Genomic DNA, 22949 nt, shown 5'->3' with positions numbered 1-22949 from the left:
GTAGAACATTGTATACATTGAACAATTTGCGACCCTCTCTATATTAACAGAAACAGCCCATCTTTTCCAAGTTTTTTTTATATGGGATAAAAGAGCCAACTTTGTACAATTCTATGTATAGACTAATGAATACTTATGCTTATGGGGGATGCCAATGGATACTAAGCTAATTACTCGGCTAAAGGAATTTTATACTCTCGAGACCTTTCAAGTCGCTTTTTATCAAGCGCAGATTTCGACGTCTACCAATGAATACTATAGTAAAGCCTTTGAAAAAATGGTACAAATCGAAGGCGGTCACGCTGACTTTTTTGCCCAGCTTTTAGACAAGTCTAGTGTTGAGGTTCCCAAAGTCATTGGATCTGTTTTTGAATTTGCAGGCGGATTATTAGGAGATATGGTAGGGTCGACAGGAGCAGTTAACACCTGTAAGTTAGGAATTGCTTTAGAAAATAAGGCTATGGAAACCTATAGAGCATTTATTGCTGAAAGTAAAGAAAAGCACTACTCAGAACTGCGTGATACTCTAATGGAGTACCTTCTTGACGAGGAATTCCATACTCTTTGGCTTCGAGACTACATGGAAAAACACCCTAATTAAGGGATTTTGAGTTTTTCAGTATCCCAGGCAGGTTTTTAGCTCTTTATAGCGAATCACTAATTAAGAGGTGATTTTATTATGAAGACTCAATACCTAGTCATTCCAGTTTCTGACGATGAGAAGCGACGTCTTAATTATGTATGTTCAAAACTTGGAATTACCATTGAACAATTCTTTAACACTGCGCTTCGTGAAGGAGAAATGGAAATCATCAGTACCGACGCCTTTAAGCCCGGCGGCACCTTTTGGAATATTGACGAGCACCCCTATAAAAATGATTCAGAATAACTCCCTGAAGCTTTTCTATAATTGCCATTTATAATATAATGTAAATTAGTTGTCTACAAATTTACATATCCTAAAGGTGGTGAACCTATGAATGACAAAGATCAAGCCGATTTAGACCGCTTTACTAACAATCTTGAAAAAAATGCTGATAGTTCGCCTATGAAAATGGTAAGCTTTACTGATCTGTTCACCCCATTGTTTATGTCTAAGTACACTCAATTTGCAAATTTCGGGGAACTGCTTACTTTTGGAAAGTTTAATATTAACAGTTTTCAAGAATTTTTAGCTCTCCTGAATGAAGATTTTGATGAGTTTATTAAGAAAACCACTAAATTTAAAAGCTGGGAAGAAATGCAGTCCACAGCTGTGTCTAATTACTTCAAAAAAAATGAAGCTTCAAAGTAGCGTTATCTAAGTAATGTAAGAAGCCATCCTTCCGATCAACAAATCAGGGGATGGCTTTCTTTCTATGTGGTACTTACTTTGTCTTTCGTTTTGATACCATTTCTTTTACTGCTTCATGTATTGTAGTTAGTTTGTAGTTCTTATTCTTCTGAGTAACTCCTATGAAATCAAATTTTTCGGCTTTCACATGGGTAAAGAGTCTCTCCATTGATGTAAGGCATGAGGTTATACCATTACCGCTTCCGCCTGCGGCAGCTATAGATATTACCGGCTTTTCTTCCAAAAAATTTCTTTTCTTCTTAAGAGCCTCACACCTTCGTAATCTGTCAGTAAATGCTTTCGCCGATTCACTCATTTCTCCCCAATAGACAGGGGTTATGAGAACAAAGGCATCCATACTATCCATGGATAGATGGAGTTTTTGAAAGTCGTCATTGACCTGACAATGATGTTCATTGCGACATGGACCCCAACCGTTTCCACAAGCATGGCAATTGCCAATCTGGTGGTGATTTAGGTTTACCACGACAACCTTAGCCCCTGCTTCCTCCGCTCCTGCTTGAGCTTTCTTGCCACAGTTGGCTGTCAAGCCGTCAATATTCGGACTGCTTGTTATAATCATCACGTTCATGTTTCTCAATCCTTACCTATATTTTTTATTTTATCTATTGTAACATTAAAGGCAATGTCCCTGAAAGGGATTGTGTCATAATTAACAATCTTATGTTTACAAAAAAATTGTCTACAAAGAAATATGCTTACAACCCATTGTCAAAAGAAAAAGATAGTGTAAATATAATAGGCACCGGCAATACTAGCAGGGATTGCACAAGCAATAATGTAGGCAATAATAGTTGGTTTGATCAGCTCATTCCAAATCGTTGTCTTCATGATAATGTCACCTCAGTTAGTAGTTTTCCACGGATTTTTCCAGAACATACCTAAATTAAGCGACCTCCTGTCCCTTTGTCATGGACAGGAGGCCATTTTTATTATTTTTTCTCATTAAGCCCTTGCATTATTCCTTTATTATGAAAGACTTCGTTGACTTCCAAAGTCAACATGCCACCCTTGGCATTTTCACCTCCATTATCACCGTATTTCGGAGTTTGGTCATCCTTGACAACACTAACTACTCCTGCAGGTTCCCAAGGCTGACGATTTAATTGAGAGGCATGTTCTTTGTTATTTTCATTTGGCATTAAGTATTCCCCCTTTAAAAAAATTACTTATTTTTTAGTTTGAATAATCTTAGATTCCCCCACAGAATTATTATTAGTTTGGAAATAATTTGTACTTTAGGTATTCTATCTTTGTCTTTATGACATAATATAAAAGCTTTAAATAATAAAATTGATGACAGAGGCGGATGCAATGAGTATACAACAACTTTACAGCCCTACAGACTCCTTTAACCCTAACCTGCAATACACAGAATTAATGTTTGTAGAAGATCGGTTGCAAACTGTACTTCAAAAAGCTGATGGCCTCATTCGACAAACGTGTCTAAGTTTGTTGCAGTCGGGCGGCAAACGGATTCGTCCGCTACTCACCCTTTACAGCGGTATGTGTTTTGCCCCTTTGAATCCATTAATGATAGAAGCAGGTGTTGCCTCAGAACTTATACACATGGCTTCCTTGATTCATGACGATGTTATTGACGAAGCATCAACTCGACGCGGAAAACCAACCATTGGCGCTCAGTATGGCAACCATGCGGCAATCCTAACTGGAGATTATCTCTTTGCCGAAGCCTTCAGTATTCTTGCTAAGCAACAGTTGCTGACAAGTATGAGTTATTTGGTAGAAGCTATTCAAGCTATGTGTCATGGCGAAGTCCATCAAGCCGATGAACAATTTTCTATTGTTGATGAGGACGGGTATTTTAACAGGATCGCTAAAAAAACAGGGATACTGCTTGCAGCATGCACTCAGTCGGGAGCGGCTTTAGCAGGCGCAACACTCCAAGAACAGGCATTAATGCGAGAATACGGATTAAACTTAGGATATGCTTATCAAATTACAGATGATATCTTGGATATTAACGGCGATTCAGAATCTCTTGGTAAACCTGTCGGATCAGATCTAATCAATGGAAACATCACTCTTCCCATGATTTATCTTTTAGACAAGGCTATTTACGGAACATGGCTTAAGGAAATTATTAAAACTCGCAGAGTTACTCCCCAAGGAGCTCTAAGCATCCGAGAGGCTTTAATCAATACGGGCTGTATTGAAGAAGCTTATCATACAGCGACCCAATGCATTCGATATGCCAAAGCCAGTTTAAACACTGTTTCTTCCAGTCCCTACAAAACCTCTCTCTTGCATCTGGCCGATATGATTTTGCATCGCAAAATCTAACCCCGGCTGGCATCAAGTAGTACAAAAAGGATCACTTAAGCCTATTAATCTGTTGGCCATAAGTGATCCTTTCTTCATTCTTTAATTAGTTATTCTAGATTATATAACCTTTCCTCTTCGCAGCTGACGACATAATTGGTACAGTAAATTAACGCCGATACCGCTATTGGTCAGCATTTTCTTCACAACGAAATGAATGTCTGAATCCATACTCTTATCATCGGACAAGTACATAGCCAATAAACCTTTAACAACAACTTGATGAAACTTAGCATATTCCAGACGATCTGCTTGTTCTAAGGATTTTTCCACAAAAAGGTGTAAACGATCATAAATCATTCCGCTATTTTGATAATAGCTTACAAAATTCAATTGCTCTGTCTCACGATCCTCACGCAAATCAATGAAATAGTCCAAGAGAATATGTAGTCCACTAATCCAGGGAAAATAGGTTTCATTGATCCTTTTTACTTGTTCTAAGGTTAATTCGGGGTTGAAGGCTGCCGCATACAAACAAAAAATTCCTAAAGTAGAACCTGCTGCCGCTGCAAATTCCCAAACTGTTATTTCCTGATTGTCTGCTATGTGAGGATTAATCCAGCCCAACATTTTAGACTCCCGTACATTCACAGCTAAATGCTTATAGGTTTGCAGGTATGAATAAAGTTCTGCCAACTTAACGGCATCTTCTTGAACGATTGCAAAGGAGGGCAGCTTTCGTACACTGTCCTGGCAGGTTTTTACCAGCAGCTCTAAGTAACCACCATCTTCTCGATAAGGATAAAATAGATAATAGTTTGAAGGTGCAACTCCAGGTCTTAAGGCTTCCTGCATGGCTAAATGAAGCTGGAAGAATGCTTTTTCATCCTGTACTTCCATGCTATCTACTAAATTATCCAGATAGTCGCTCATCGTCTGATAAGCGACTATGAATCGAATGGTTTCCAGCCGGTCGATCCCTGGATAAAGTGCATAAATACTCCCACCTTGACAATGAAAAGCCTTTAAACGAATGCTTTCCAATGCTTGCTGACTTAAGCGCGCATCAGGCGCCTGTCTGGCCTGTTGTTTCCATCTCTCTAATTCTTCTTTAACAATGGGAAAAACTTTTGTAACGAAACGATATATTAATTTAACATTATTCGCTGGGCCAATGTCTAAAGTATTCATATGGTTCTCCTTAAAATCAAGTAAAGCTTTAGCGCCACTAACTAGTATTTCCTTAATAAGCCAAATAAAACCTTTTTTTAAGGCTATCTAAAGTATTTATCGTGGAATTTTTTCAAAAAGCTTACATACTTTACGGTCAATGAGACATCCTATATACGGAAAATATACCGAGAGGAGAATCAGAATGAATACTACAAATCCCGAATTAACATCTAAGAACTTGACCATTTTAAATGATCAACTTGATGCAGAGGCATTACTTGTCCATAAGTTCGCACAAGCCGCCCAATCTGTACAAGACCAAGCAGTCAGTTCCCAACTCAATTCTATTTCGCAATTGCATCGTAAGCATTACGATACTCTCCTTAATTATCTAAATTCTCATCAATAGCTATAAGGAAAGGAAGGATTTAAAATGCAAACAACACTGACAGAACAAGAAATACTAACTGACTTGCTTACATCAGAAAAGCATAATACATCCACAATAAATACCTTTATCACAGAATCAACTTGTGCAAATCTGCGGCAAAACTTGAAGAATATTCTTCAAGAAGAACACAGCATTCATGAAAATCTTTATAATGTCATGAATCAAAAAGGCTGGTATCCAACTAGTGATGCTCAAGCTCAAGAAGTACAAAAGGCTAAAGATAAGTACAATTCACTGCAGTTGTAATTAATTCTTTAACCTAAAGATAAAGCTGCCGTCAGCTTAACAGGGCCGACGACAGCTTTATAGTCTCTTAGTACTAGAAAACTTGGCTGGTGCCCGAAGAAAACATTCTTCACTCAGCATTCCGAGGTTCACCCCCCCTTGCGCGGGAGCTCCGCCAAAAACCTCCGGGTAATATAAAATAAGTATTAAAAGACGGAGCGTTTTAAGCCCCGTCTTTTGAGTCTTCATCTCTCATTCATTTCTGTCAAATAGGTTTATTCTTTATCGATTTTTACGGATTTAACTTCCTTTACTTCTTCGACGTGGTCGTCTCCCTCAGTGGCAGATTTAAATTCTTTAATTCCTTTACCGAGTGCTTTACCCAGTTCAGGCAATTTACCTGGTCCAAAAATAACTAAGGCAATAACAAGAACAATTCCTGCAGTCATAGGCGTTAAAAATCCAAACGTTGTAAGCATGTTGCCACCTCCAATAAAATCTATCGTCTTAAAGAGAGTTAGACTAATAATGCATCATTTGTACAACCAAGCATCATGTCTATCCTACAGCATTAAGCGATAACGTGCAATATGTATTCAATGGAAACTTTATATGTAGTAAGAAAAAGACCGCATAGGCGAGTCTTTTCAATCACATTCACTTTCTTTTTCTTTAAACAATTTTTCATAACCAAGGTACAAATTCCAAATGATATCCCAAAGTTCGCCCTGGGCTTCTGTCACAGAAATCCCTAATTCTTTAGCTTCTCGACGACCAATAGGATATCCATGAGAATAATATCCCTCGGTCAATGCATGGGTTACCACAGACACTTTTTCCGGAGCATCTTTAAACATATAGCGTGACAATAATGTTTCCGCATATTGCCTGGAAGCTTTAATCGTCTTTTCGTAGTCTCCAATAAGCCAAGGATCGAGTTTGGCCAGCATTGGATTCGCAATAACAGTTGCAACTTCTGGGTTAGGACTGTTGATGATGGACCTCTGCAAAAAATCAAAACAATGCCATACCGCTTGAACGGGTACTAAAACTTCATTATAGAGGGGATGTTTAACTAATGGATCAATAGGACCTAATTCGGAAATTGGTCCCATCACAACTTCATCTGCCCCGAGAACAAGCATAGAAGCCGCAGATTTAGCAACAAACGGGACAATCACTGCAAATTCTTCGCAAAACTCTCGAATGAGCATGACAACCTTATAGGGTGTATCTACCGCTCCCCCATAACTGTGTAAAACAAGATCAATCTTCTGAGTGTGTCCAATTTCCTTCAATTGTTTATACAATGGTACTAAAATAGAATCATCTAAAGGTGTATAAGAAAAATAGACCAAGACCTTGGATTCCCTAATCTTTTCCAACCGTTCAATAAAACAACCCCGTTCCTCAGCTTTCAATACCATTCCCTCCCGGCCTCTTCCTCACATTCCATATTATTCCATGCAAATACTAATTGTGAATGCGGGAGGAAATATTAAAGCTTCCTTATAAATAGTATTAGCAAGAAAACTTCAATTTATGAGACTTCAAAAAGTAGTTTAATGGTTTGATCAAACACGTCTTTAACTGCTTGTCCTGCCGGGCATTCTACCTCAGAGATGCTTTGACCCTTATTGATGGCTTTAACGACCTCTGGATCGAAAGGTATTTTTCCGACAAAAGCAAGCTGGAGTTCATGACACATGTCAATAATTTTCTTGGTGTTATCCAGATCGGTATTGTATTTATTGACGCAAATGGCAACTTGTGTATTAAATCTTTCTGTGGTATTGATAATGCGTTCCATATCGCTGATACCTGTGACAGTGGGCTCGGCGACAATCAAAACCATATCTACCCCGCTTATTGAAGCAATGACTGGACATCCAATCCCTGGCGAGCCATCAATAATTGCAAATCCGGCATCCTTTGCCGCCGACTTCATCTGTCTTTTGACCTCGGTGACCAGTTTCCCCGAAGTACCGCTTCCCATGTTAAGCTCTGCCGTCGAAAAGACCAAATCCTCGGCATAAAGCCTTAATTCCCCAGCTTTTGAAGGTCTGAGAGTAACCGCTCCTTCCTGACATAAGGCTTCACAGACACCACAGCCTTCACAAGTATACTCATCAACCCAATAGTCTGTCTCCCTATAGATTGCGTTGAACTTGCAGTTTTGTCTGCACAAATCACAACCAAGACATTTTTTCGGGTCAATATAGGCTTTAGGCATTCCATAATAGTCCGAGTGCTTGGCTTCTGACGGAAGCTTTTTGATGAGGTGCAAATTAGGAGCATCCACATCACAATCAGCATAGACGTTAGCAGCAGCCATTTGAATAAATGCACTGGCAACGGTTGTTTTGCCTGTTCCCCCTTTGCCGCTAAGAATTAATAGCTGTTTCATGCTGAACCTCCGTGGCCACATTTTGAAGTATGGATGCAAACACATCCCGATACTTTTGCTGCTCTCTTACCGAGATGAGTCCTTTGGAATTTAGATCTCCCAGCTCTTTATCAAAGGGAATCCTTCCCATGATTTTAAGACCCTTCTCCTGACAAAATTTTTTGGCAGGATTTTCTTCCTCCAGACATTTGTTGAGTACCACTCCATGAGGTTTCTCAAAGAGCTTTACTAGTTCGTAAACCATGTTGAGATTGTGGACCCCGAACAAAGTTGGCTCTGCCACTAATAGGCAATAATCAGCATCTTTAATGCTCTCCATAACAATACAAGCACTTCCCGGAGGGCAGTCAATAAAAATACACTCTGTCTCTGGGAGTATATCCTTTAAAAGCTTCTTGATAATAGGGACTCCGGAGGACTCGCCTGTATTTAGGATTCCTGTTGCTACAGTAACGTTCTTCGAAACGCCGCACTGAATCCTTCCAATTGTTTTATCTTTCTCCGACAAAGCTTTTTCAGGACAAAACAGGATACAGCCTCCACAGGAATGACAAACATCCTCAAACACCATGACCTTGTTAATGATGTAGGCCAAGGCATTAAACTTGCAAAAATCAACACATTTTCGACAGCCGGTGCAAAGTTTTGCATTTGGAGCAGGAACTTTGATAGTGACAATTTGTTCATAATAATTTTTTGGTTTAAAAAAGAGGTAACCATTCGGTTCTTCCACATCACAATCTACATACATGGCTTCCCTTGCAGCAGAAGCCAGATTGACAGCTAAGAGTGTCTTACCGGTGCCTCCCTTGCCGCTTAGCACAGCTATTTTCATGCTATTTGCCCCCATGACCATGGTATCCTGGATGAATATCTTCTAGAAGGGATAAGGATCCGGCATTAAACGCCTCAATATTATCTTGAGCTGAGGCATCGAGACTTTTATAAAGGATGATATTAGCTGAATTCAATACCTTGGCAGCATTTTCTCCACAAAGAGGAGTCAGTAAAGCATTAATCCCACTGTCAACCATTGTCTGCGCAGCCTTGATTCCTGCCCCGCCTTGGCTGGCAATGGCGCTGTTATCAATGAATTCACATTCCCTTGATTGTGTGTCAAAAATGAGGTAATAGGGCGCTCGTCCAAAAGATTGGCTTATACTGGCTTCCATAACTTGATCTTCGACAGGAATTGCAATCTTCATTTTCAACCCTCCTGCAAACTCGTTCTTTCATAGTAGTTAGCAATTGCGTTTCTCAAAGCACTCACACCAAGGTTTGAGCAATGTTTTTTCGTTTCCGGCAGCCCATCGAGAGCCTCGATAATATCTTCATCAGTGATTTTTAAGGCATCTTCTAAGCTTTTTCCCTTAGCTAAAACAGATGTCATACTGGAAGTAGCTATGGACGCACAACACCCAAACACAAGATAACTGATCTCATCAATTATATTATCATTGACCTTGAGAAAAATGATGAGTGCATCTCCACAGGATGGGTCGCCATAAACTCCCTGTGCATTTGCGTCCGGCATACTGTAAGCATTCCGTGGAGATGTGAAATGCTCTATTACTTTTTCCGAATATATGACTATTCACCTCCCTGTTCATCCTCGGTCAGACCTTCACTGCATCGATGTCGACGGCACCCGCCGCAGGTGCAAGTTTTTTCCAGGCCGTCACAAAGTTTGTAATCCCCGCCTTCAATGCGCAGTACTTTTCCATTGACTAAGGACTCGGCAAGTTTTTTGCGCGCATCATTATAAATTCGCTGAACCGTTGTACGGGCAATCTTCATTTGGTCGGCGCAACCTTCCTGGGTAAACCCTTCCAAATCAATAAGCCGTATGGTTTCATACTCATCAATGGTCATAACGACAAAATGCTCTTGATTAATCATCGCGTTCAGTGGACCAAAACGATTGCTTTCCGGCAGGCAACAGACTTTTCTCCACTTTCTTGGTCTTGGCATAAATCAACACCTCATTAATTAGCTTCATATATTTTTTAATTGTTGGTCAATGTCCTCAAGCTTTTTCTGCAATATCTTTATTTGCTCTTGGAGTAATTCTTTTTGAGTTTTTGGGGATATCAGTTCCTTGGCAAGACTTCTTACAGGACCTCTCTTGTAACCTGTACCCAGGCCTAAGCCTTTATCAATGGATACTCCACCGATCGGACCTACTTCTTTTCTTGGCATAGCTAATGACCCCCTTTAGTTATTGACATATGCCTTTAATTATTTTGATTATACTCAATTTTGAACATATGTCAATAACAGGACTTATCTCTTTTTGTTTACACTTTGCCCCTCTACAGAGGATAATTTTTAATTGACATATGTTCAATACATAGTATAATTAAATTTAATAGGGCATATGTCAATAACTCAACATATTATAATCACCTCTTTGTTAAGTGCAAACTACATACCACTGCAGTTTTTAAGGAAATTATACCATATTAATGCACTTCTTTATCATTCATTAAAGCTGCCATTACACCCAAGGAATTATTGATGTTTTTTAAAGTTACTTTGTGTAAGGAGGAGCGCTGTAGTGATAAATCAAAAAGATTTACGTCCAAAAGACATCGGAAAACCCGATGAACAGCTCATCAAACTTAACTCAACAGATCTCATGCCCTTATTGCCGCCCTATGACAAGCCTGGAATGGAACCGTCCTTTCATGATCCAAAGCCCGCCTGGAAAGAGAAATTTTGTACTTCTCTCGATGGTTATGTAAGTATTGATACTTTAACTCGTCCAAAAACTAAAGAAGAAGAGGATGAATTTGTTCAAAACTTTCTAAAGGGCCTGGAAAAGATCTTCACAGATGCCAATAATGGAGCACTCCAACCCTTTTTATTGTCCTTCGAATATTGTGCTAAATGTGACACATGCTCAGCTGCCTGTCATGTATATGAAGCATCTGGGAAAAATGAATTATACCGACCTATTTTTCGTTCTGAAGTTCTCAGAAAGATTGTTAAAAAATACTTTACAACAGGCGGTAAGCTGCTTGGCAGTTTTGTTGGGGCAGATATCGATGTCAATTGGGAAACCATTGCTCGTCTCGGTGAATTAGCTTATCGCTGCAATCTTTGCCGTCGTTGCGCACAAACCTGCCCTCTTGGCTTAGATAACGCGATTCTTACCAAAGAAATCCGTAAAGTCTTCAGCCAGGAATTAGGAATTGCCCCTCTTCCTCTGCATACTAAAGGTACCATGCTTCAGCTTAAAACAGGCTCATCTACGGGAATTACTAAGCCTGCTTTCTTAGATACCATTGAATTTTTAGAAGAAGATTTGGAAGAAAAATTTGGTCTAAAGATCAAGTTTCCCATTGATAAAAAAGGAGCAGACATCTTACTTTTACATAATGCCGGAGAATATATGGCGTGGCCGGAGAACCCCATTGCTTTTGCCATTCTTTTTGAGGAAGCGGGTTTAAACTGGACACTCAGCAGTGAAATTGCTGGATATGACAATGTGAATTACGGCATTTGGTATGATGATTTTCAAGCAAGAAAGCTGGCCACTCTCCAAATGAAAGTTGCCAAAGACCTGGGCGTTAACCGCATAGTGATCGCTGAATGCGGCCATGCTCACAAAGCTTCGGCTGTAGTAGGAGACCGTATGCTGTACGGAGATGCCAAAGTCCCCGTTGAAAGCTGCTTACCTCTCCTTTGGGATATGGTTGACAAAAAACAATTGAACCTGGATCCCAGCAAAAATAATTTCCCAGTGACTCTTCATGATCCATGCAATTATGTACGTGGAATGGGTATTGTCGAACCTCAGCGAAACGTCTTGAAAGCCATCTGTCCTCAATTCAGGGAGATGACTCCTCACGGAGTAAACAATTACTGCTGTGGAGGCGGGGGCGGATTCGCTATTACCAATTCCATGAATTTTTCTGAGTGGAGAAACAAAGTCAGTTCCCGCATGAAGTTTAATCAAATTCTGGGGGCTTTTCAGGACTGCATGGAGAATACAAGCCTGCCTAAGTACGTTTGTGCTCCTTGTTCCAACTGCAAAGGAGCTATTCGGGACATTCTGGAATTTTACGAAGTCACAGAGAAATTTAATGTCCAATATGGCGGATTAGTGGAGCTGATGGTCAATGCCTTAATCAGCATGAAAAAGCCTTTCCTGGAGTTTTTAGAATTGTCTTGATAATTTTTTAATTTATACGTTGAGGAGCGAAAATAATGAACGTAATCATTGTAGGAGGAGTAGCCATTGGACCCAAAGTAGCTGCACGGTTAAGACGGATATCTCCGGAAGCGGTAATAACGATCATCGAAAGAGGAAGCTTGATTTCTTACGGAGGATGCGGTCTGCCCCTTTATGTCGGTAACCTGGTGCCTAAGTTAGACGACTTGATGATGACTTCTTATGGTGTCTTGAGAGATAGCGAATTCTTCCGCAAACAAAAAAACATCAACGTTCGTACTCAAACAGAAGCTCTCAAAATTGACAGAGGGAATAAAACTGTTTTGGTGCGGGATTTGGTGGCCAATACCGAGGAAGCCCTGCCTTATGATTATCTGATATTGGCCACCGGCGCTAAGCCGAGTATTCCACCCATTCCAGGAGTGGATTTGGGTCAAATCTTTACCTTCCATCATCCTCAGGATGCCCAGAAAGTGAAAGAATTAATCAAACTAAAAAAGATAAAGCATGTTACTATCATTGGATCGGGCTTGATTGGAATTGAAACAGCCGATGCGCTGGCCAGCCCTCGCTTAAAGGTGACGGTATGTGAGGCAGATTCCCGTGTGTTACCAAAACTCCTTGATTCAGATATGTCAAAGCTGGTAGAGCAAAAAATGAAGGGACATGATGTGGAACTCCTGCTATCCTGCAAAGTTAAGGGCTTTGAGGGAGATGCTGAAGGCAATGTCTGCCGAGTGGTTACGGAACAGGGGACCATTAATACGGAAGCGGTGATTATTGCAACGGGAGTACGTCCTGAAATCAGCCTTGCCCAAGAAGCCGGACTTACCATAGGCAACACTGGAGCCATTAAGGTTGATGAGCATCAACTAACCAGTGATCCGGCTATCTATGCCGGCGGTGACTGCACTGAACAGCGGCATCTCATCACTGAAGAGCCCGTCTATATTCCTTTGGCTTCAACAGCCAACAAGCAAGGACGCGTGATTGCAGACCATATTGCCGGACTACCTTCCCGCTTTGCTCCTGTTGAAGGTACCTCCATACTTCAAGCCTTTGATTTCAATATCGGACGTACCGGCCTTAGTGAAGAAGAGGCTCGAAAAAGGGGCTACAATGTGGTAACAAGTGTCAGCAGCGGTCTCGATGCTACTCACTATTACCCTATGCACGGTTTAATCACTATTAAATTAATTGCCGAACATGAAAACGGACGACTGTTAGGAGCTCAAGTCTGTGGTATCGGCGAAAGTGCCAAGAGGCTAGACGTACTGGTAACAGCCCTGAAATTTGGCGCTAAGGTGAAAGACCTTATTGATCTGGATTTAGCTTATGCCCCACCCTTTGCAACAGCTATTGATGTGCTGATTCATGCTGCTACAACCTTAGAAAATATCCGGCGGGGAATTGCCATCGGCATCACTGCTGAAGATGTTACCAAACGCTTAAATGCTGGAGAAAAGCTTTGCATTCTCGACATTCGGGAACCAGATGAAGTAGCGGCAAATCCCTTAGCCGTTCCAGGAACAATGGTTATTGGCTTAGGCGAACTTCGAGAACGTTGGAAAGAAATTCCCCGAGATTGTTTAATCGTAACCGTCTGCGGATTAGGTATTCGTGGCTATGAAGCAGCCTGCATGCTTCAAGCCAAAGGGATTACTCAAGTTGCTTTTCTAGAAGGTGGGCTAAATGTTGGAAGCGCCTTTTTTAAACAGTAATCCTCCGGCTGTTTATAAGGGCATTTCCTGAACCTGCCTGTTATTCTTACCCTTTGCTAAGGGTTTAAGTACAACAGGTGGATATATTCAAAGCACGTTGAACTGGACAATCAACGTGCTTTTTTTACTTTTTACTAAGAGCACCACTAAAATAACTTAGCAATTATAAAAACAGAGCCATAATTATTGCGCTGATGATTCCTAGGATTTTAAAAATGTATTCTCGACGATCTCTCTCCCTAAGTACACTTAACTGCTCTTCACTGTACTCATTGATTCTTAACATTTTTATTCCTCCTTCTAAAATCATGGCAATTTTAACTTAATAAATTATATTCTTACAAATTGCAAATGTAGTCTTAAGCGAAGGTGATTTTATACAAAAAAGGCATCAATCCCAGCAACAAAATGTTGCTGGGATTGATGCCACTCTAATAACTTTATTCAATATCAAAATCAAAGTTTTGTATCGTCTACCTCATCCAGCCATCCTGCAACGGTCTTCACCACTGAAGAGATGCACCCGTCTCGGAAGGGAGAATCTAAGTTCGCCAACTTAACCAGTTCCAAAAAAGATTGGCTTCCTCCGGCCCGGCACAGTCTCAGGTACTCTGCCCAAGCAGATTCCCGGTTATCTCGAGACTTTTTCCAAAACTGAAAGGCACATATCTGGGCTAATGTGTAATCGATATAATAAAAGGGATCTCCGAAGATATGCCCCTGCTGGTGCCAATAGCTGCCCAGTTCCAAATAGTCATTGTCTTCGTAGTTTCGATGAGGCAAGTATATTTTTTCAAGTTCTCGCCAGGCTGTTTTTCTGTCTTGAGGTGAAGCTTCCGGATGTGCGTAGACATAGTGCTGGAATTCATCCACGCAAACTCCGTATGGAATGAACAAAAGAGCTTCACTTAAATGATTGAACTTGTATTTTTCAGTGTCATATTGAAAGAATAAATTCATCCAAGGCCAAGTAAAAAATTCCATACTCATGGAGTGAATTTCGCAAGCCTCATAGGTCGGCCAATGGTACTCTGGGATTGGATAGTTTTTGCTGCAATAGACCTGAAAGGCATGCCCGGCTTCATGGGTCAGAACATCGATATCGCCGGAGGTGCCGTTAAAATTTGAAAAGATATAAGGAGCCTGATAATCGCTTATATAAGTACAGTAACCTCCTCCTGCTTTACCTTTTTTACTGACCAAATCCATTAACTCATGGTCCGTCATATACTGAAAGAATTCCCCTGTCTCAGGGGACAGTTCACGGTACATTTGTCCTCCATTAGCCACTATCCACTCTGCATCCCCATGGGGTACGGCATTTCCGGTCAGAAAACTCAATTTCTCATCATAATACGCCAGTGTCTTTAAACCTAAACGTTTTCTTTGCCGTTCCCGCAGTTTACTGGCAAGAGGCACAATAAAATCTTTAACCTGCTTTCGAAAATTTGCCACCATTTCCGGGGAATAATCGGAACGAAGCATGCGGGCATAGCCAAGTTCAATAAAGTCGGCATAGCCTAATTTCTCAGCCATCTGCGTCCTGACCTTAACCAGACGGTCATATATGTCGTCCAGCATCCCTTCATTGGCTTTAAAATAAGTGTATTTGGCTTCATTGGCCCGCTTGCGTATTCCACGATCCCTCGACATCTGAAAGGGCACCAGACCAGGAAGATTTCTCTCTTCCCCTCCAAAAAGTATCTTGGCAGAAGCAAGAAGTTTGGTATAATCACTGGATAGTTTATTTTCCAGCTGCAAATCCTCAATAATTTCGTTAGTGAAGGTCTTTAGGGTTAAATCTGCTTTGACAAAAAGCTGCTTCCCCCACTTTTCTTCTAAAGCCTGTCTGAACCGGGAGTTAACCAAGGAATGATAATATCGTGAGATCAGACCCTGATAGATTGGAGTTCCTTCGTCAAAAAAGGTTTGTTCCTTTTCATAGAAAGGATCCGTAGTATCCACAGTATGTCGTATATGGACAATTTGCTCCATAGACTCAAACTTACTTCTTAATTCGTTGATCTCTACCAATACTTTCGTTTGTTCTTCAACGTCATCGGCTTGATCAAATTTACTCAGCAACCGGTTAAACTGACTTTCCACCTCGGACAGATCCGGCCGCTGATACTGGAAGTCTTTAAACTTCATGACATTCACCTTTCTTTCGTCCCTACATTATTATTCTATGAGTTGAACCAGCCTTTGCGTTTAAACCACAAGAACATGGAGATTCCTATACAAATCATCACACCCAAGACTATAAAATAACCATATTTCCAATTCAATTCTGGCATGTGTTTAAAGTTCATACCATAAATTCCTGCGACTAAATTTAACGGGATGAAAATGGTAGTGATCACCGTCAAAACCATCATATTAGTATTCATCCAGTTGGAATTCATAGATAAATAGCTATCTCTCAGGTCAGAGGTTATTTCCCTGCTTGAGTCAAGCATCTCTGAGAGTTTTAATAAATGATCGTGGATATCCGAAAAATAAAGTTTATGTTCTTTAAAGCTGTGGAGCCGCTCGGAGTTTAAAATTCGATACACTAAATCTCTCATGGAAGCAATAATTCTGCGTAGTTTGAGGATATCTCCTCTAAGTTGAAAGATGACATCTAAAATTTGATGAATGGATTTATTATCTGGATTTGAGTCGATTTCATCTAATTTGTCTTCGATCTCGTAAACTGCAGGAAAAAACTGATCGACAATCTTATCAAATATCTGATAAGCCACAAAGGGCGGCCCTTTGTCCCAATTGCTTCGTTCCCTGGTGACTCTATCCCAAGCTTCATTGATTTCAGTCAGGCTTTCCATATGGAAGGATATGATATAATTTGGGCTGACATATAAGGATATCTCTTTGGGGGCAAGGGTATCACTTTGTAATGCATTAAGAATAAAAAAATTATACTCTTCGTAGTAGTCTAATTTTGGTTTGTTCAGGGAATAAATACTGTCTTCAATGGACAAGGGGTGGAAATTGAAGCAGCGGCGCAGCAAATCGATCTCAGACTCACTGGGATGATCAAAATCCGCCCAAAACCATAGAAGATCATGATTGATTAAGCTATCCAAATCAAAGTTAACAACAGCTTCCAAGTCCTTTTTTAAGCCAAAGGTTCTAATCAAGCAAATCCATCTCCCACAGAACAATTTCTTTATATTTTTATGGAGTTCGCCGCTTATCATACCTGCAATTATGCCCAATTAGAATAAAAGGAATATGCGTAATTAGGTTAAAAGCCCTAACAGTGAGAAAATACGCCTTGAACAGCTTTTGAAAACCGATCAAAGCGTATTTTGTGCAATTTTTAACTGAGACAAAAAAGTGTTTTATTGTGAAGGTTTTTGGGGTATCGCCACATTAACCCCTGATTGATCATGACAGCTCTGACAGTACTCTTCTCCGCCCAATCCTTGCTTTTCATGACAAGGGTAACACTGTTTCCACGGCTGCTGATTGTTCATGACCGCATAACCATGCCCTTTTGGTCCATGAATCCAAGTTTCTTCCGGTATGGAAGCATGGGGGTTGGTTGGATCGGAGTTTCGAGAGAAATAGAGCACCGCGACCAAAGCTGCCAGCAAAACAACCGTGATCAGAGCTCTCAAGATGCGTTTGGGTTTCATTCAGACACCTCTTTTGATATCAATTATCAGAGAGTTTTTAAGACACTTCGAGCTTGCTCCAAGGTTTGATCAATGTCCGCTTCTGTATGGGCGGTGGATAAAAAGACCGCTTCAAATTGACTGGGTGCTAAATAGATGCCCCGCTCTAACATTCCCCGGAAGAACTTAGCAAATCCTTCAACATCCGAGGTACAGGCACTAGCATAATCCTTAACCGGTTCAGCTGTAAAAAATGCCGAAAACATAGCCCCAATAGCATTTACCCAAATGGGTAGACCAGCTTCCTGAGCTAACTGTTTCAAGCCTTCGGAAAGACGAAGGGTCTTGGCTTGGAGTTCCTGATAGGTTCCCGGCCGCTGTAGCAGCTTTAAGGTAGCTAAACCGGCGTTCATAGCCAAAGGATTCCCTGAAAGAGTTCCTGCCTGATAGATAGGACCGCTTGGGGATATTTGGGACATGTACTTCCGCTTGCCGCCGTAAGCGCCTACGGGGAGTCCCCCACCGATCACTTTTCCCAAACAGGTCAGATCCGGATCAATTCCAAAATGAGCCTGGGCTCCTCCGTAACTTACTCTGAAACCGGTCATGACCTCATCAAAAATCAGCAGCGCTCCATACTCTTCTGTCAGTCTCCGAACTCCTTTTAGAAATTCAACATCCGGCAATACCACACCCATATTTCCCGCAACGGGTTCTAATATGACACAGGCAATATCTTCCCCTTCACTTTGGAAAATCTCTGCCAGCCCTTGCAGGTCATTAAACCTAGCCGAAATAGTTGTCGTAGCCGTCTGGGTTGGTACTCCCGGAGAACTGGGCACCCCAAAGGTGAGAGCCCCGCTGCCGGCCTTAATTAATAGCTGGTCCGCATGGCCATGGTAACATCCTTCAAATTTAACTATCTTAGATCTGCCGGTAGCCCCTCGTGCTAAACGCAAGGCACTCATGGTCGCTTCCGTACCGGAATTAACCATGCGTATCATCTCCATGGAAGGATAAGCTTTCAAGACTTCTTCAGCGAGGACAGTTTCAACTTCCGTAGGTGCTCCATAGCTTGTTCCCCGTTCCGCAACCCGTTTGATAACTTCAACAACCTCCGGATGAGCATGTCCAACAATTAGAGGTCCCCATGACCCTACATAGTCTATGTATCGATTGCCATCGATATCCCAAATATAAGCGCCTTCACCCCGCTCGATAAAAACAGGCTCCCGGCCAACGGATTTAAAAGCCCGCACGGGAGAATTGACTCCTCCGGGAATGATTATTTGAGCTTTGGCAAAGGCTTGACAACTTTTTTCATCACGAAATGTCAAAACGTATGCCCCCTTTCTAATAAACCTCTTCTTCAAGAAAATATTGCATACTGCTCTTTTTTAATTCAACAATGCTGGAGAGCATGGCATAAGTCTTTACTCCCGTAGTAAGAGAAATTTTCTTCATGATTTCTTCGCAATCCTCAGAAGTACGTCCATGAATCATGGTAAAAAGGTTATAAGGCCAATCCGGCAATGTGGGTCTCTGGTAACAATGACTGACTTCTTTAAATTTCGCCATAATTTGCCCCACCTTGTCAGCTTGATCAGGATCAACTTGCCAAACTCCCATGACATTGGCAACAAAACCTGCCTTTTGATGGCGAAGAACGGCCCCGAAACGACGAATGATCTTCACTTCCAGCAAATGGTTGGCCAGGGCTATCACTTTGTCAACGGGCCATTGCAGTTGATCGGCAAGGACTGTAAAGGGCGTGGGGGAATCCGGCAGATTACCCTGAATAATTCGAATTAGCTCTATCTCCTCACTACTTAACTTATAGGGAGAAACTTCTTCTTTATGCTCACCAATCCTTCCCTGTTTGCCGCTGTTGATGGTTTCTTCTTGATCAACCTCATCAATGGCTGGATCAAAATCAAAATTGACGTTGATTTTAAAGACCCGGGATGCCGGCAGGGTAAAGATGTCCGTGAGTCCAGTTTCTTTCCGAATAGTTTGAAGGATATGTTCAGCAGCAGAATATGAGCGGGCAATCAGCGTGAACCAGACATTATAGGAGTGATCACGAATATAATTATGAGTCACCCCCGGAATTTTCTCGAGGAGATGAGCAAGAAGTGAGATTTTATCTTCGGGAACTTTTCCTGCGCATAAAGTGCTGTAATACCCTAAACGACGGGAATCAAAAACTCCCCCTAAGCGGCGAATGATGCCTTCCTGTCTAAGTTTCTGAATCCGTCGAAAAGCATCGTCCTCAGTTATTCCCGCCATTTCGCCAAGGAGCCAATACGGATGGACAGCTATTGGAAAATTGTTTTGAATGGCATTTAGTAAGGTCCGTTCCTTAGCATCCATACTAAACCCCCTTCCTTCCATGATATAGGCACCAAGGTTCCTCAGCCATATAATCCCCTTCGTTATAATAGGCAGCTCGAGCACGACAGCCGCCGCAGACACGTTTATACTGACATGACCCGCAGCCCCCTTTATAATCCAGGGTACGCAGTGTCTCTAACACTTCATTATTTCGCCAGATTTCATCAAAGGGGGTCTCCCGAACATCCCCCAGCGGGATATTTAAGTATGCACAAGGCTGAACTTGACCTTTGGGACCGATAATACAATACGACGTCCCAGCCAAACATCCCCTGCTAAATCTCATATTAACGCCCATTTCCTTGGCGATGCGCATAAATTGAGGAGCACAAGTAGGTTTTAATTCTATATCAACAGTTTGCTGTTTTTTCATAATTCGGGTCAAAATGTCTTCATAGGCCTCAGCCCGCAAGGATTCCTCCTCAATGGAAACTGCCCGTCCTGTCGGCACGAGGAAGAAGAAGTGATGGGCCACTGCCCCCATTTCCACGGCAAAATCCGTAATAGCTTCTACTTCGTGGGCATTCCAATCCATAATCGTAGTGTGAATTTGAAAAGGCAGTCCCACTTCCCGGCAATTTTTCATTCCTTGAACGGCCCCATCCCACGCACCTGGGAATTTTCGAAACTTATCATGCTTCTCCTTGTCCAAGGAGTCAAGAGATATACCCATTCCCATTGCTCCAGCCTCTTTTAGCTGCCGAGCTAAATCTAAGGTAATAAGGGTCCCATTGGTCCCGAAAACCGGCCGCAGCCCAAGGGAAGTGGCATGAGCCACCAGTTCCACAATATCTGGTCTCATCAAGGGTTCTCCGCCGCTGAAAATCATGATTTTGAAACCGGCTTTAGCAATTTGCTCTAGTAAAGTTTTTGCTTCAGATGTACTGAGTTCTTCCTCGGCTTTACACCCTGCATCACGGTAGCAATGATCACAAAACATATTACAGTCATTCGTAGTATTCCAGGAAACGATCATGCTTAAATCTCCTCTCTAAGCCAACGTGCTACATCCAAAGCGTGATAGGTAATCAGCAAATCCGCACCTGCCCTTTTCATACTCAGCAGAGCCTCCATAACGATTCGTTTCTCATCAATCCAGCCCTTCTCTGCAGCTGCTTTAACCATTGCGTATTCTCCGCTGACATTATAGGCTGCTAAGGGAATCCCGTATTTTTGTTTAGTCCGATAAATAATATCACCATAGGACAAAGCCGGCTTAACAATAATCATGTCGGCGCCCTCTTCAATGTCCAATTCTGTTTCCAACATTGCCTCATCGCCGTTGGCGGGGTCCATCTGATAGGTTTTCCGATCTCCGAACTGGGGCGTTGATCCGGCAGCTTCCCGAAAAGGTCCATAAAATCCGGAAGCAAATTTGGCTGAGTAAGCCATGATGGGAATATGTGAAAATCCTTCCTTATCGAGAGTTTCGCGAATGGCGGCAACTCGCCCATCCATCATATCGGAGGGAGCAACCATATCGGCACCAGCTTGGGCATGGGAAAGAGCCGTATTGGCCAGGAGCTTAAGAGTTGGATCGTTGAGAATTTGCCCATTCTCTATCAGCCCGCAATGCCCATGATCCGTATACTCACACAAGCAGACGTCCGTGACGACATAGAGATCCGGATAATGCTGTTTCGCCAAGCGAACAGCTTGCTGCACTATCCCATGCTCATGGTAGGCGCCGGAACCAACACTATCCTTGCTTTCCGGAATCCCGAAGAGCAGAATAGCAGGGACTCCCAGTTCCACAACCTCCTTAAGGGCTATGATAAATTCATCCAGTGAAAAATTATAGACTCCGGGCATAGAAGAAACTTCTACTTTTTGTTTTTCTCCCGGCATTACAAACATGGGGTAGATTAAGTTCTCAATTCGGATGTGGTTTTCCCGAACCATGCTGCGAATGGTTTCATTGGCCCGTAAACGCCGGGGGCGCCTCTTCAGTTCCATCTCAAGAACCTCCATTAATTAATTTCATCGTCCGTTAAATAACAGGCAGGATCAGACTCCCAGAAATCCCCCGTTACGGCTTCCGCACGAGTCCTGAAATTTCCGTTGCACATGCTTAGATGACTGCATGATGCACATCGTCCCTTAAGCAGCCCTTTGCGGTCTTTGAGCCCTGCCAAAATGGGGTGGGTCAGATCTGTCCAAATGTCTCCGAATTTTCGTTCTCGGACATTACCAAAGGTGATATGCTGAGTAAATTGGTCAGGATGGACGTTCCCCAAGGGATCGACTTCACCAAAGGCAATCCCGGAACGGTTCCCGCCATTAAATCCGATCAGATTCTTGATTCGTTCCGCCCGTGCCGGGTCGTCCTTTAAGGCTTGAAGATACATGTAGACTCCATCACAGTGGTTATCCACCGTCAGGATTTCTTTTTTCAAGCCCCGCTCTTCAAAATCACGTGTCCTTCGGATAATCGTGTCCAAAGCTTTGCGGGATTCTTCCGGTGTCACGTCCTCAGCAATCATCTGGCTGCCCCGCCCCGAGTAAACCAGATGATAAAAACATACCCGGTCGATATTTTCTGCTTCAATAAAATCAAAGATCTTATCTAATTCTTGATAGTTGTGCTGATTAATGGTAAAGCGAAGCCCAACTCGCTGGTTAACGGCCACACAATTTTGAATTCCTTCCATAGCGGCCTGAAAAGCGCCCTCTTTACCTCTAAACTTATCATTAACATCCCGGAGCCCGTCCAGGGAGATACCCACATAGCCCACTCCGATTTCTTTAATACGCTTAGCGGCTTCAGGGGTTATCAGGGTACCATTCGTAGAAAGAGTTGCCCGGATGCCCTTGGCAGAGGCGTATTCTGCCAGTTCAAAAAAGTCAGGACGTATTAAAGGCTCACCGCCGGAAAAAAGCAGGACCGGAACTCGGAAATCCGCCAAATCATCAATAAAGCGCTTAGCTTCTTCCGTTGTCATTTCATCCTGATATTTCTGGGCATCGGATTCCATATAGCAATGGGCACATTTTAAATTGCAGGTACGAGTCGAATTCCATACGACCACCGGCCCGGAATTGACTGTTGTTCCGTTCTGGGATCCCAGGGAATGTTTGCTGTAACGCAGAGAGTCTCCGAAGTATTCTGTATCGAACAAGAGCTTTGTGACACTAATCATACTT

Annotated in this window: 28 protein-coding genes; 8 read left to right on the top strand and 20 right to left on the bottom strand. The window is 42.1% G+C overall.

Features of this window, described 5'->3' with window-relative positions; genetic code table 11:
* Window positions 1–154: 154 nt before the first annotated feature.
* The 3 genes from DESOR_RS06550 to DESOR_RS06540 all read left to right on the top strand — a co-directional run bounded on the left by DESOR_RS06550 (window position 155) and on the right by DESOR_RS06540 (window position 1294).
* A complete protein-coding gene (locus DESOR_RS06550; RefSeq protein WP_014183822.1) occupies window positions 155–601 on the top strand; it encodes a demethoxyubiquinone hydroxylase family protein in 447 nt (148 codons plus the stop codon).
* A gap of 78 nt (window positions 602–679) precedes the next feature.
* Window positions 680–889, top strand: coding sequence for a hypothetical protein (locus DESOR_RS06545; protein ID WP_014183821.1), 210 nt, complete (start codon window positions 680–682; stop codon window positions 887–889).
* 87 nt (window positions 890–976) lie between these two features.
* A complete protein-coding gene (locus tag DESOR_RS06540) occupies window positions 977–1294 on the top strand; it encodes a hypothetical protein (protein ID WP_014183820.1) in 318 nt (105 codons plus the stop codon).
* A gap of 73 nt (window positions 1295–1367) precedes the next feature.
* Here DESOR_RS06540 and DESOR_RS06535 read toward each other — a convergent pair whose 3' ends face one another.
* Entirely contained in the window at window positions 1368–1925 is a 558-nt protein-coding gene (locus DESOR_RS06535) for a flavodoxin family protein (RefSeq protein WP_014183819.1), read from the bottom strand.
* 361 nt (window positions 1926–2286) lie between these two features.
* Complete coding sequence (locus DESOR_RS06530) at window positions 2287–2496, bottom strand: hypothetical protein (RefSeq protein ID WP_014183817.1); 210 nt, start codon at window positions 2494–2496, stop codon at window positions 2287–2289.
* A gap of 172 nt (window positions 2497–2668) precedes the next feature.
* Between DESOR_RS06530 and DESOR_RS06525 the strand changes: the two genes are divergently transcribed.
* Entirely contained in the window at window positions 2669–3658 is a 990-nt protein-coding gene (locus tag DESOR_RS06525; protein WP_014183816.1) for a polyprenyl synthetase family protein, read from the top strand.
* Window positions 3659–3757: 99 nt separating this feature from the next.
* Here DESOR_RS06525 and DESOR_RS06520 read toward each other — a convergent pair whose 3' ends face one another.
* Window positions 3758–4828, bottom strand: coding sequence for a tetraprenyl-beta-curcumene synthase family protein (locus DESOR_RS06520; RefSeq protein WP_014183815.1), 1071 nt, complete (start codon window positions 4826–4828; stop codon window positions 3758–3760).
* Between the two features lie 184 nt (window positions 4829–5012).
* Here DESOR_RS06520 and DESOR_RS06515 point away from each other — a divergent pair, with 184 nt between their 5' ends.
* Both DESOR_RS06515 and DESOR_RS06510 read left to right on the top strand, forming a co-directional pair.
* Window positions 5013–5219: a hypothetical protein gene (locus DESOR_RS06515; RefSeq protein ID WP_014183814.1), complete on the top strand. Its 207-nt coding sequence runs from the start codon at window positions 5013–5015 to the stop codon at window positions 5217–5219.
* 24 nt (window positions 5220–5243) lie between these two features.
* The gene (locus DESOR_RS06510) at window positions 5244–5507 is read left to right on the top strand and encodes a spore coat protein (RefSeq protein WP_014183813.1); all 264 of its coding nucleotides are present in this window, start codon (window positions 5244–5246) and stop codon (window positions 5505–5507) included.
* Window positions 5508–5761: 254 nt separating this feature from the next.
* Here the strand turns inward: DESOR_RS06510 and tatA are convergent, their stop codons facing one another.
* The 8 genes from tatA to DESOR_RS06470 all read right to left on the bottom strand — a co-directional run bounded on the left by tatA (window position 5762) and on the right by DESOR_RS06470 (window position 10092).
* Window positions 5762–5965, bottom strand: a complete 204-nt coding sequence (gene tatA, locus DESOR_RS06505; protein WP_014183812.1) for a twin-arginine translocase TatA/TatE family subunit — start codon at window positions 5963–5965, stop codon at window positions 5762–5764.
* A 168-nt stretch (window positions 5966–6133) separates the two neighbouring features.
* Entirely contained in the window at window positions 6134–6913 is a 780-nt protein-coding gene (locus DESOR_RS06500; protein WP_014183811.1) for an SDH family Clp fold serine proteinase, read from the bottom strand.
* A gap of 113 nt (window positions 6914–7026) precedes the next feature.
* Window positions 7027–7893, bottom strand: coding sequence for a nucleotide-binding protein (locus DESOR_RS06495; protein WP_014183810.1), 867 nt, complete (start codon window positions 7891–7893; stop codon window positions 7027–7029).
* On the bottom strand, window positions 7871–8728 hold the full coding sequence (locus DESOR_RS06490; RefSeq protein ID WP_014183809.1) for a nucleotide-binding protein: 858 nt from the start codon (window positions 8726–8728) through the stop codon (window positions 7871–7873). Before DESOR_RS06490 ends, DESOR_RS06495 begins: the two co-directional genes overlap by 23 nt.
* Window position 8729: 1 nt before the next feature.
* The gene (locus DESOR_RS06485) at window positions 8730–9098 is read right to left on the bottom strand and encodes a NifB/NifX family molybdenum-iron cluster-binding protein (RefSeq protein ID WP_014183808.1); all 369 of its coding nucleotides are present in this window, start codon (window positions 9096–9098) and stop codon (window positions 8730–8732) included.
* A 2-nt stretch (window positions 9099–9100) separates the two neighbouring features.
* Window positions 9101–9487 (bottom strand): iron-sulfur cluster assembly scaffold protein, encoded by a 387-nt coding sequence (locus DESOR_RS06480; protein ID WP_042330887.1) that lies wholly within the window; start codon window positions 9485–9487, stop codon window positions 9101–9103.
* Window positions 9484–9864, bottom strand: a complete 381-nt coding sequence (locus tag DESOR_RS06475; protein WP_014183806.1) for a DUF134 domain-containing protein — start codon at window positions 9862–9864, stop codon at window positions 9484–9486. Before DESOR_RS06475 ends, DESOR_RS06480 begins: the two co-directional genes overlap by 4 nt.
* Window positions 9865–9888: 24 nt before the next feature.
* Window positions 9889–10092 (bottom strand): DUF5320 domain-containing protein, encoded by a 204-nt coding sequence (locus tag DESOR_RS06470; protein WP_014183805.1) that lies wholly within the window; start codon window positions 10090–10092, stop codon window positions 9889–9891.
* A gap of 358 nt (window positions 10093–10450) precedes the next feature.
* Here DESOR_RS06470 and DESOR_RS06465 point away from each other — a divergent pair, with 358 nt between their 5' ends.
* Both DESOR_RS06465 and DESOR_RS06460 read left to right on the top strand, forming a co-directional pair.
* Complete coding sequence (locus tag DESOR_RS06465) at window positions 10451–12070, top strand: (Fe-S)-binding protein (protein ID WP_014183804.1); 1620 nt, start codon at window positions 10451–10453, stop codon at window positions 12068–12070.
* Between the two features lie 35 nt (window positions 12071–12105).
* A complete protein-coding gene (locus tag DESOR_RS06460) occupies window positions 12106–13791 on the top strand; it encodes an FAD-dependent oxidoreductase (protein WP_014183803.1) in 1686 nt (561 codons plus the stop codon).
* 163 nt (window positions 13792–13954) lie between these two features.
* On the opposite strand, the gene DESOR_RS30555 is transcribed toward DESOR_RS06460, so the two are convergent.
* From DESOR_RS30555 to nirJ1, 9 genes are all read right to left on the bottom strand, one after another.
* A complete protein-coding gene (locus DESOR_RS30555; protein WP_014183802.1) occupies window positions 13955–14077 on the bottom strand; it encodes a hypothetical protein in 123 nt (40 codons plus the stop codon).
* A gap of 170 nt (window positions 14078–14247) precedes the next feature.
* Window positions 14248–15942: a M3 family oligoendopeptidase gene (locus DESOR_RS06455; RefSeq protein WP_014183801.1), complete on the bottom strand. Its 1695-nt coding sequence runs from the start codon at window positions 15940–15942 to the stop codon at window positions 14248–14250.
* Between the two features lie 35 nt (window positions 15943–15977).
* Entirely contained in the window at window positions 15978–16931 is a 954-nt protein-coding gene (corA, locus tag DESOR_RS06450; RefSeq protein WP_014183800.1) for a magnesium/cobalt transporter CorA, read from the bottom strand.
* A 204-nt stretch (window positions 16932–17135) separates the two neighbouring features.
* The gene (locus DESOR_RS06445; protein WP_014183799.1) at window positions 17136–17432 is read right to left on the bottom strand and encodes a hypothetical protein; all 297 of its coding nucleotides are present in this window, start codon (window positions 17430–17432) and stop codon (window positions 17136–17138) included.
* Between the two features lie 26 nt (window positions 17433–17458).
* Window positions 17459–18748: a glutamate-1-semialdehyde 2,1-aminomutase gene (hemL, locus tag DESOR_RS06440; RefSeq protein WP_014183798.1), complete on the bottom strand. Its 1290-nt coding sequence runs from the start codon at window positions 18746–18748 to the stop codon at window positions 17459–17461.
* A gap of 16 nt (window positions 18749–18764) precedes the next feature.
* Window positions 18765–19784, bottom strand: coding sequence for a siroheme decarboxylase subunit beta (gene ahbB / locus DESOR_RS06435; protein WP_014183797.1), 1020 nt, complete (start codon window positions 19782–19784; stop codon window positions 18765–18767).
* Window position 19785: 1 nt separating this feature from the next.
* Window positions 19786–20781 carry a putative heme d1 biosynthesis radical SAM protein NirJ2 gene (nirJ2, locus tag DESOR_RS06430; protein WP_014183796.1) on the bottom strand — a complete coding sequence of 332 codons (996 nt, stop codon included), beginning with the start codon at window positions 20779–20781 and terminating at the stop codon, window positions 19786–19788.
* A 2-nt stretch (window positions 20782–20783) separates the two neighbouring features.
* Window positions 20784–21761, bottom strand: a complete 978-nt coding sequence (gene hemB, locus DESOR_RS06425) for a porphobilinogen synthase (RefSeq protein WP_014183795.1) — start codon at window positions 21759–21761, stop codon at window positions 20784–20786.
* A gap of 14 nt (window positions 21762–21775) precedes the next feature.
* Window positions 21776–22945 carry a putative heme d1 biosynthesis radical SAM protein NirJ1 gene (gene nirJ1 / locus DESOR_RS06420; protein ID WP_014183794.1) on the bottom strand — a complete coding sequence of 390 codons (1170 nt, stop codon included), beginning with the start codon at window positions 22943–22945 and terminating at the stop codon, window positions 21776–21778.
* Between the last annotated feature and the right edge of the window lie 4 nt (window positions 22946–22949).

Origin of the sequence: Desulfosporosinus orientis DSM 765, from assembly GCF_000235605.1 — a bacterium.
Taxonomy (GTDB): domain Bacteria; phylum Bacillota; class Desulfitobacteriia; order Desulfitobacteriales; family Desulfitobacteriaceae; genus Desulfosporosinus; species Desulfosporosinus orientis.
The sequence above is the reverse complement of the archived record's forward strand: the minus strand, read 5'-3'. Positions and strand labels throughout refer to the sequence as shown.

Bases quoted from the DNA above. Each gene is read 5' to 3' on its own strand.
- DESOR_RS06490 (WP_014183809.1), bottom strand. From the start codon at position 8,728: ATGAAAATAGCTGTGCTAAGCGGCAAGGGAGGCACCGGTAAGACACTC.
- DESOR_RS06485 (WP_014183808.1), bottom strand. From the start codon at position 9,098: ATGAAGATTGCAATTCCTGTCGAAGATCAAGTTATGGAAGCCAGTATA.
- nirJ1 (WP_014183794.1), bottom strand. From the start codon at position 22,945: ATGATTAGTGTCACAAAGCTCTTGTTCGATACAGAATACTTCGGAGAC.
- DESOR_RS06540 (WP_014183820.1), top strand. From the start codon at position 977: ATGAATGACAAAGATCAAGCCGATTTAGACCGCTTTACTAACAATCTT.
- nirJ2 (WP_014183796.1), bottom strand. From the start codon at position 20,781: ATGATCGTTTCCTGGAATACTACGAATGACTGTAATATGTTTTGTGAT.
- DESOR_RS06495 (WP_014183810.1), bottom strand. From the start codon at position 7,893: ATGAAACAGCTATTAATTCTTAGCGGCAAAGGGGGAACAGGCAAAACA.
- DESOR_RS06475 (WP_014183806.1), bottom strand. From the start codon at position 9,864: ATGCCAAGACCAAGAAAGTGGAGAAAAGTCTGTTGCCTGCCGGAAAGC.
- tatA (WP_014183812.1), bottom strand. From the start codon at position 5,965: ATGCTTACAACGTTTGGATTTTTAACGCCTATGACTGCAGGAATTGTT.
- DESOR_RS06545 (WP_014183821.1), top strand. From the start codon at position 680: ATGAAGACTCAATACCTAGTCATTCCAGTTTCTGACGATGAGAAGCGA.
- DESOR_RS06515 (WP_014183814.1), top strand. From the start codon at position 5,013: ATGAATACTACAAATCCCGAATTAACATCTAAGAACTTGACCATTTTA.
- DESOR_RS06550 (WP_014183822.1), top strand. From the start codon at position 155: ATGGATACTAAGCTAATTACTCGGCTAAAGGAATTTTATACTCTCGAG.
- DESOR_RS06530 (WP_014183817.1), bottom strand. From the start codon at position 2,496: ATGCCAAATGAAAATAACAAAGAACATGCCTCTCAATTAAATCGTCAG.
- DESOR_RS06535 (WP_014183819.1), bottom strand. From the start codon at position 1,925: ATGAACGTGATGATTATAACAAGCAGTCCGAATATTGACGGCTTGACA.
- DESOR_RS06445 (WP_014183799.1), bottom strand. From the start codon at position 17,432: ATGAAACCCAAACGCATCTTGAGAGCTCTGATCACGGTTGTTTTGCTG.
- DESOR_RS06470 (WP_014183805.1), bottom strand. From the start codon at position 10,092: ATGCCAAGAAAAGAAGTAGGTCCGATCGGTGGAGTATCCATTGATAAA.
- DESOR_RS06520 (WP_014183815.1), bottom strand. From the start codon at position 4,828: ATGAATACTTTAGACATTGGCCCAGCGAATAATGTTAAATTAATATAT.
- DESOR_RS30555 (WP_014183802.1), bottom strand. From the start codon at position 14,077: ATGTTAAGAATCAATGAGTACAGTGAAGAGCAGTTAAGTGTACTTAGG.
- DESOR_RS06510 (WP_014183813.1), top strand. From the start codon at position 5,244: ATGCAAACAACACTGACAGAACAAGAAATACTAACTGACTTGCTTACA.
- DESOR_RS06500 (WP_014183811.1), bottom strand. From the start codon at position 6,913: ATGGTATTGAAAGCTGAGGAACGGGGTTGTTTTATTGAACGGTTGGAA.
- ahbB (WP_014183797.1), bottom strand. From the start codon at position 19,784: ATGGATGCTAAGGAACGGACCTTACTAAATGCCATTCAAAACAATTTT.
- hemB (WP_014183795.1), bottom strand. From the start codon at position 21,761: ATGGAACTGAAGAGGCGCCCCCGGCGTTTACGGGCCAATGAAACCATT.
- DESOR_RS06455 (WP_014183801.1), bottom strand. From the start codon at position 15,942: ATGAAGTTTAAAGACTTCCAGTATCAGCGGCCGGATCTGTCCGAGGTG.
- DESOR_RS06460 (WP_014183803.1), top strand. From the start codon at position 12,106: ATGAACGTAATCATTGTAGGAGGAGTAGCCATTGGACCCAAAGTAGCT.
- DESOR_RS06525 (WP_014183816.1), top strand. From the start codon at position 2,669: ATGAGTATACAACAACTTTACAGCCCTACAGACTCCTTTAACCCTAAC.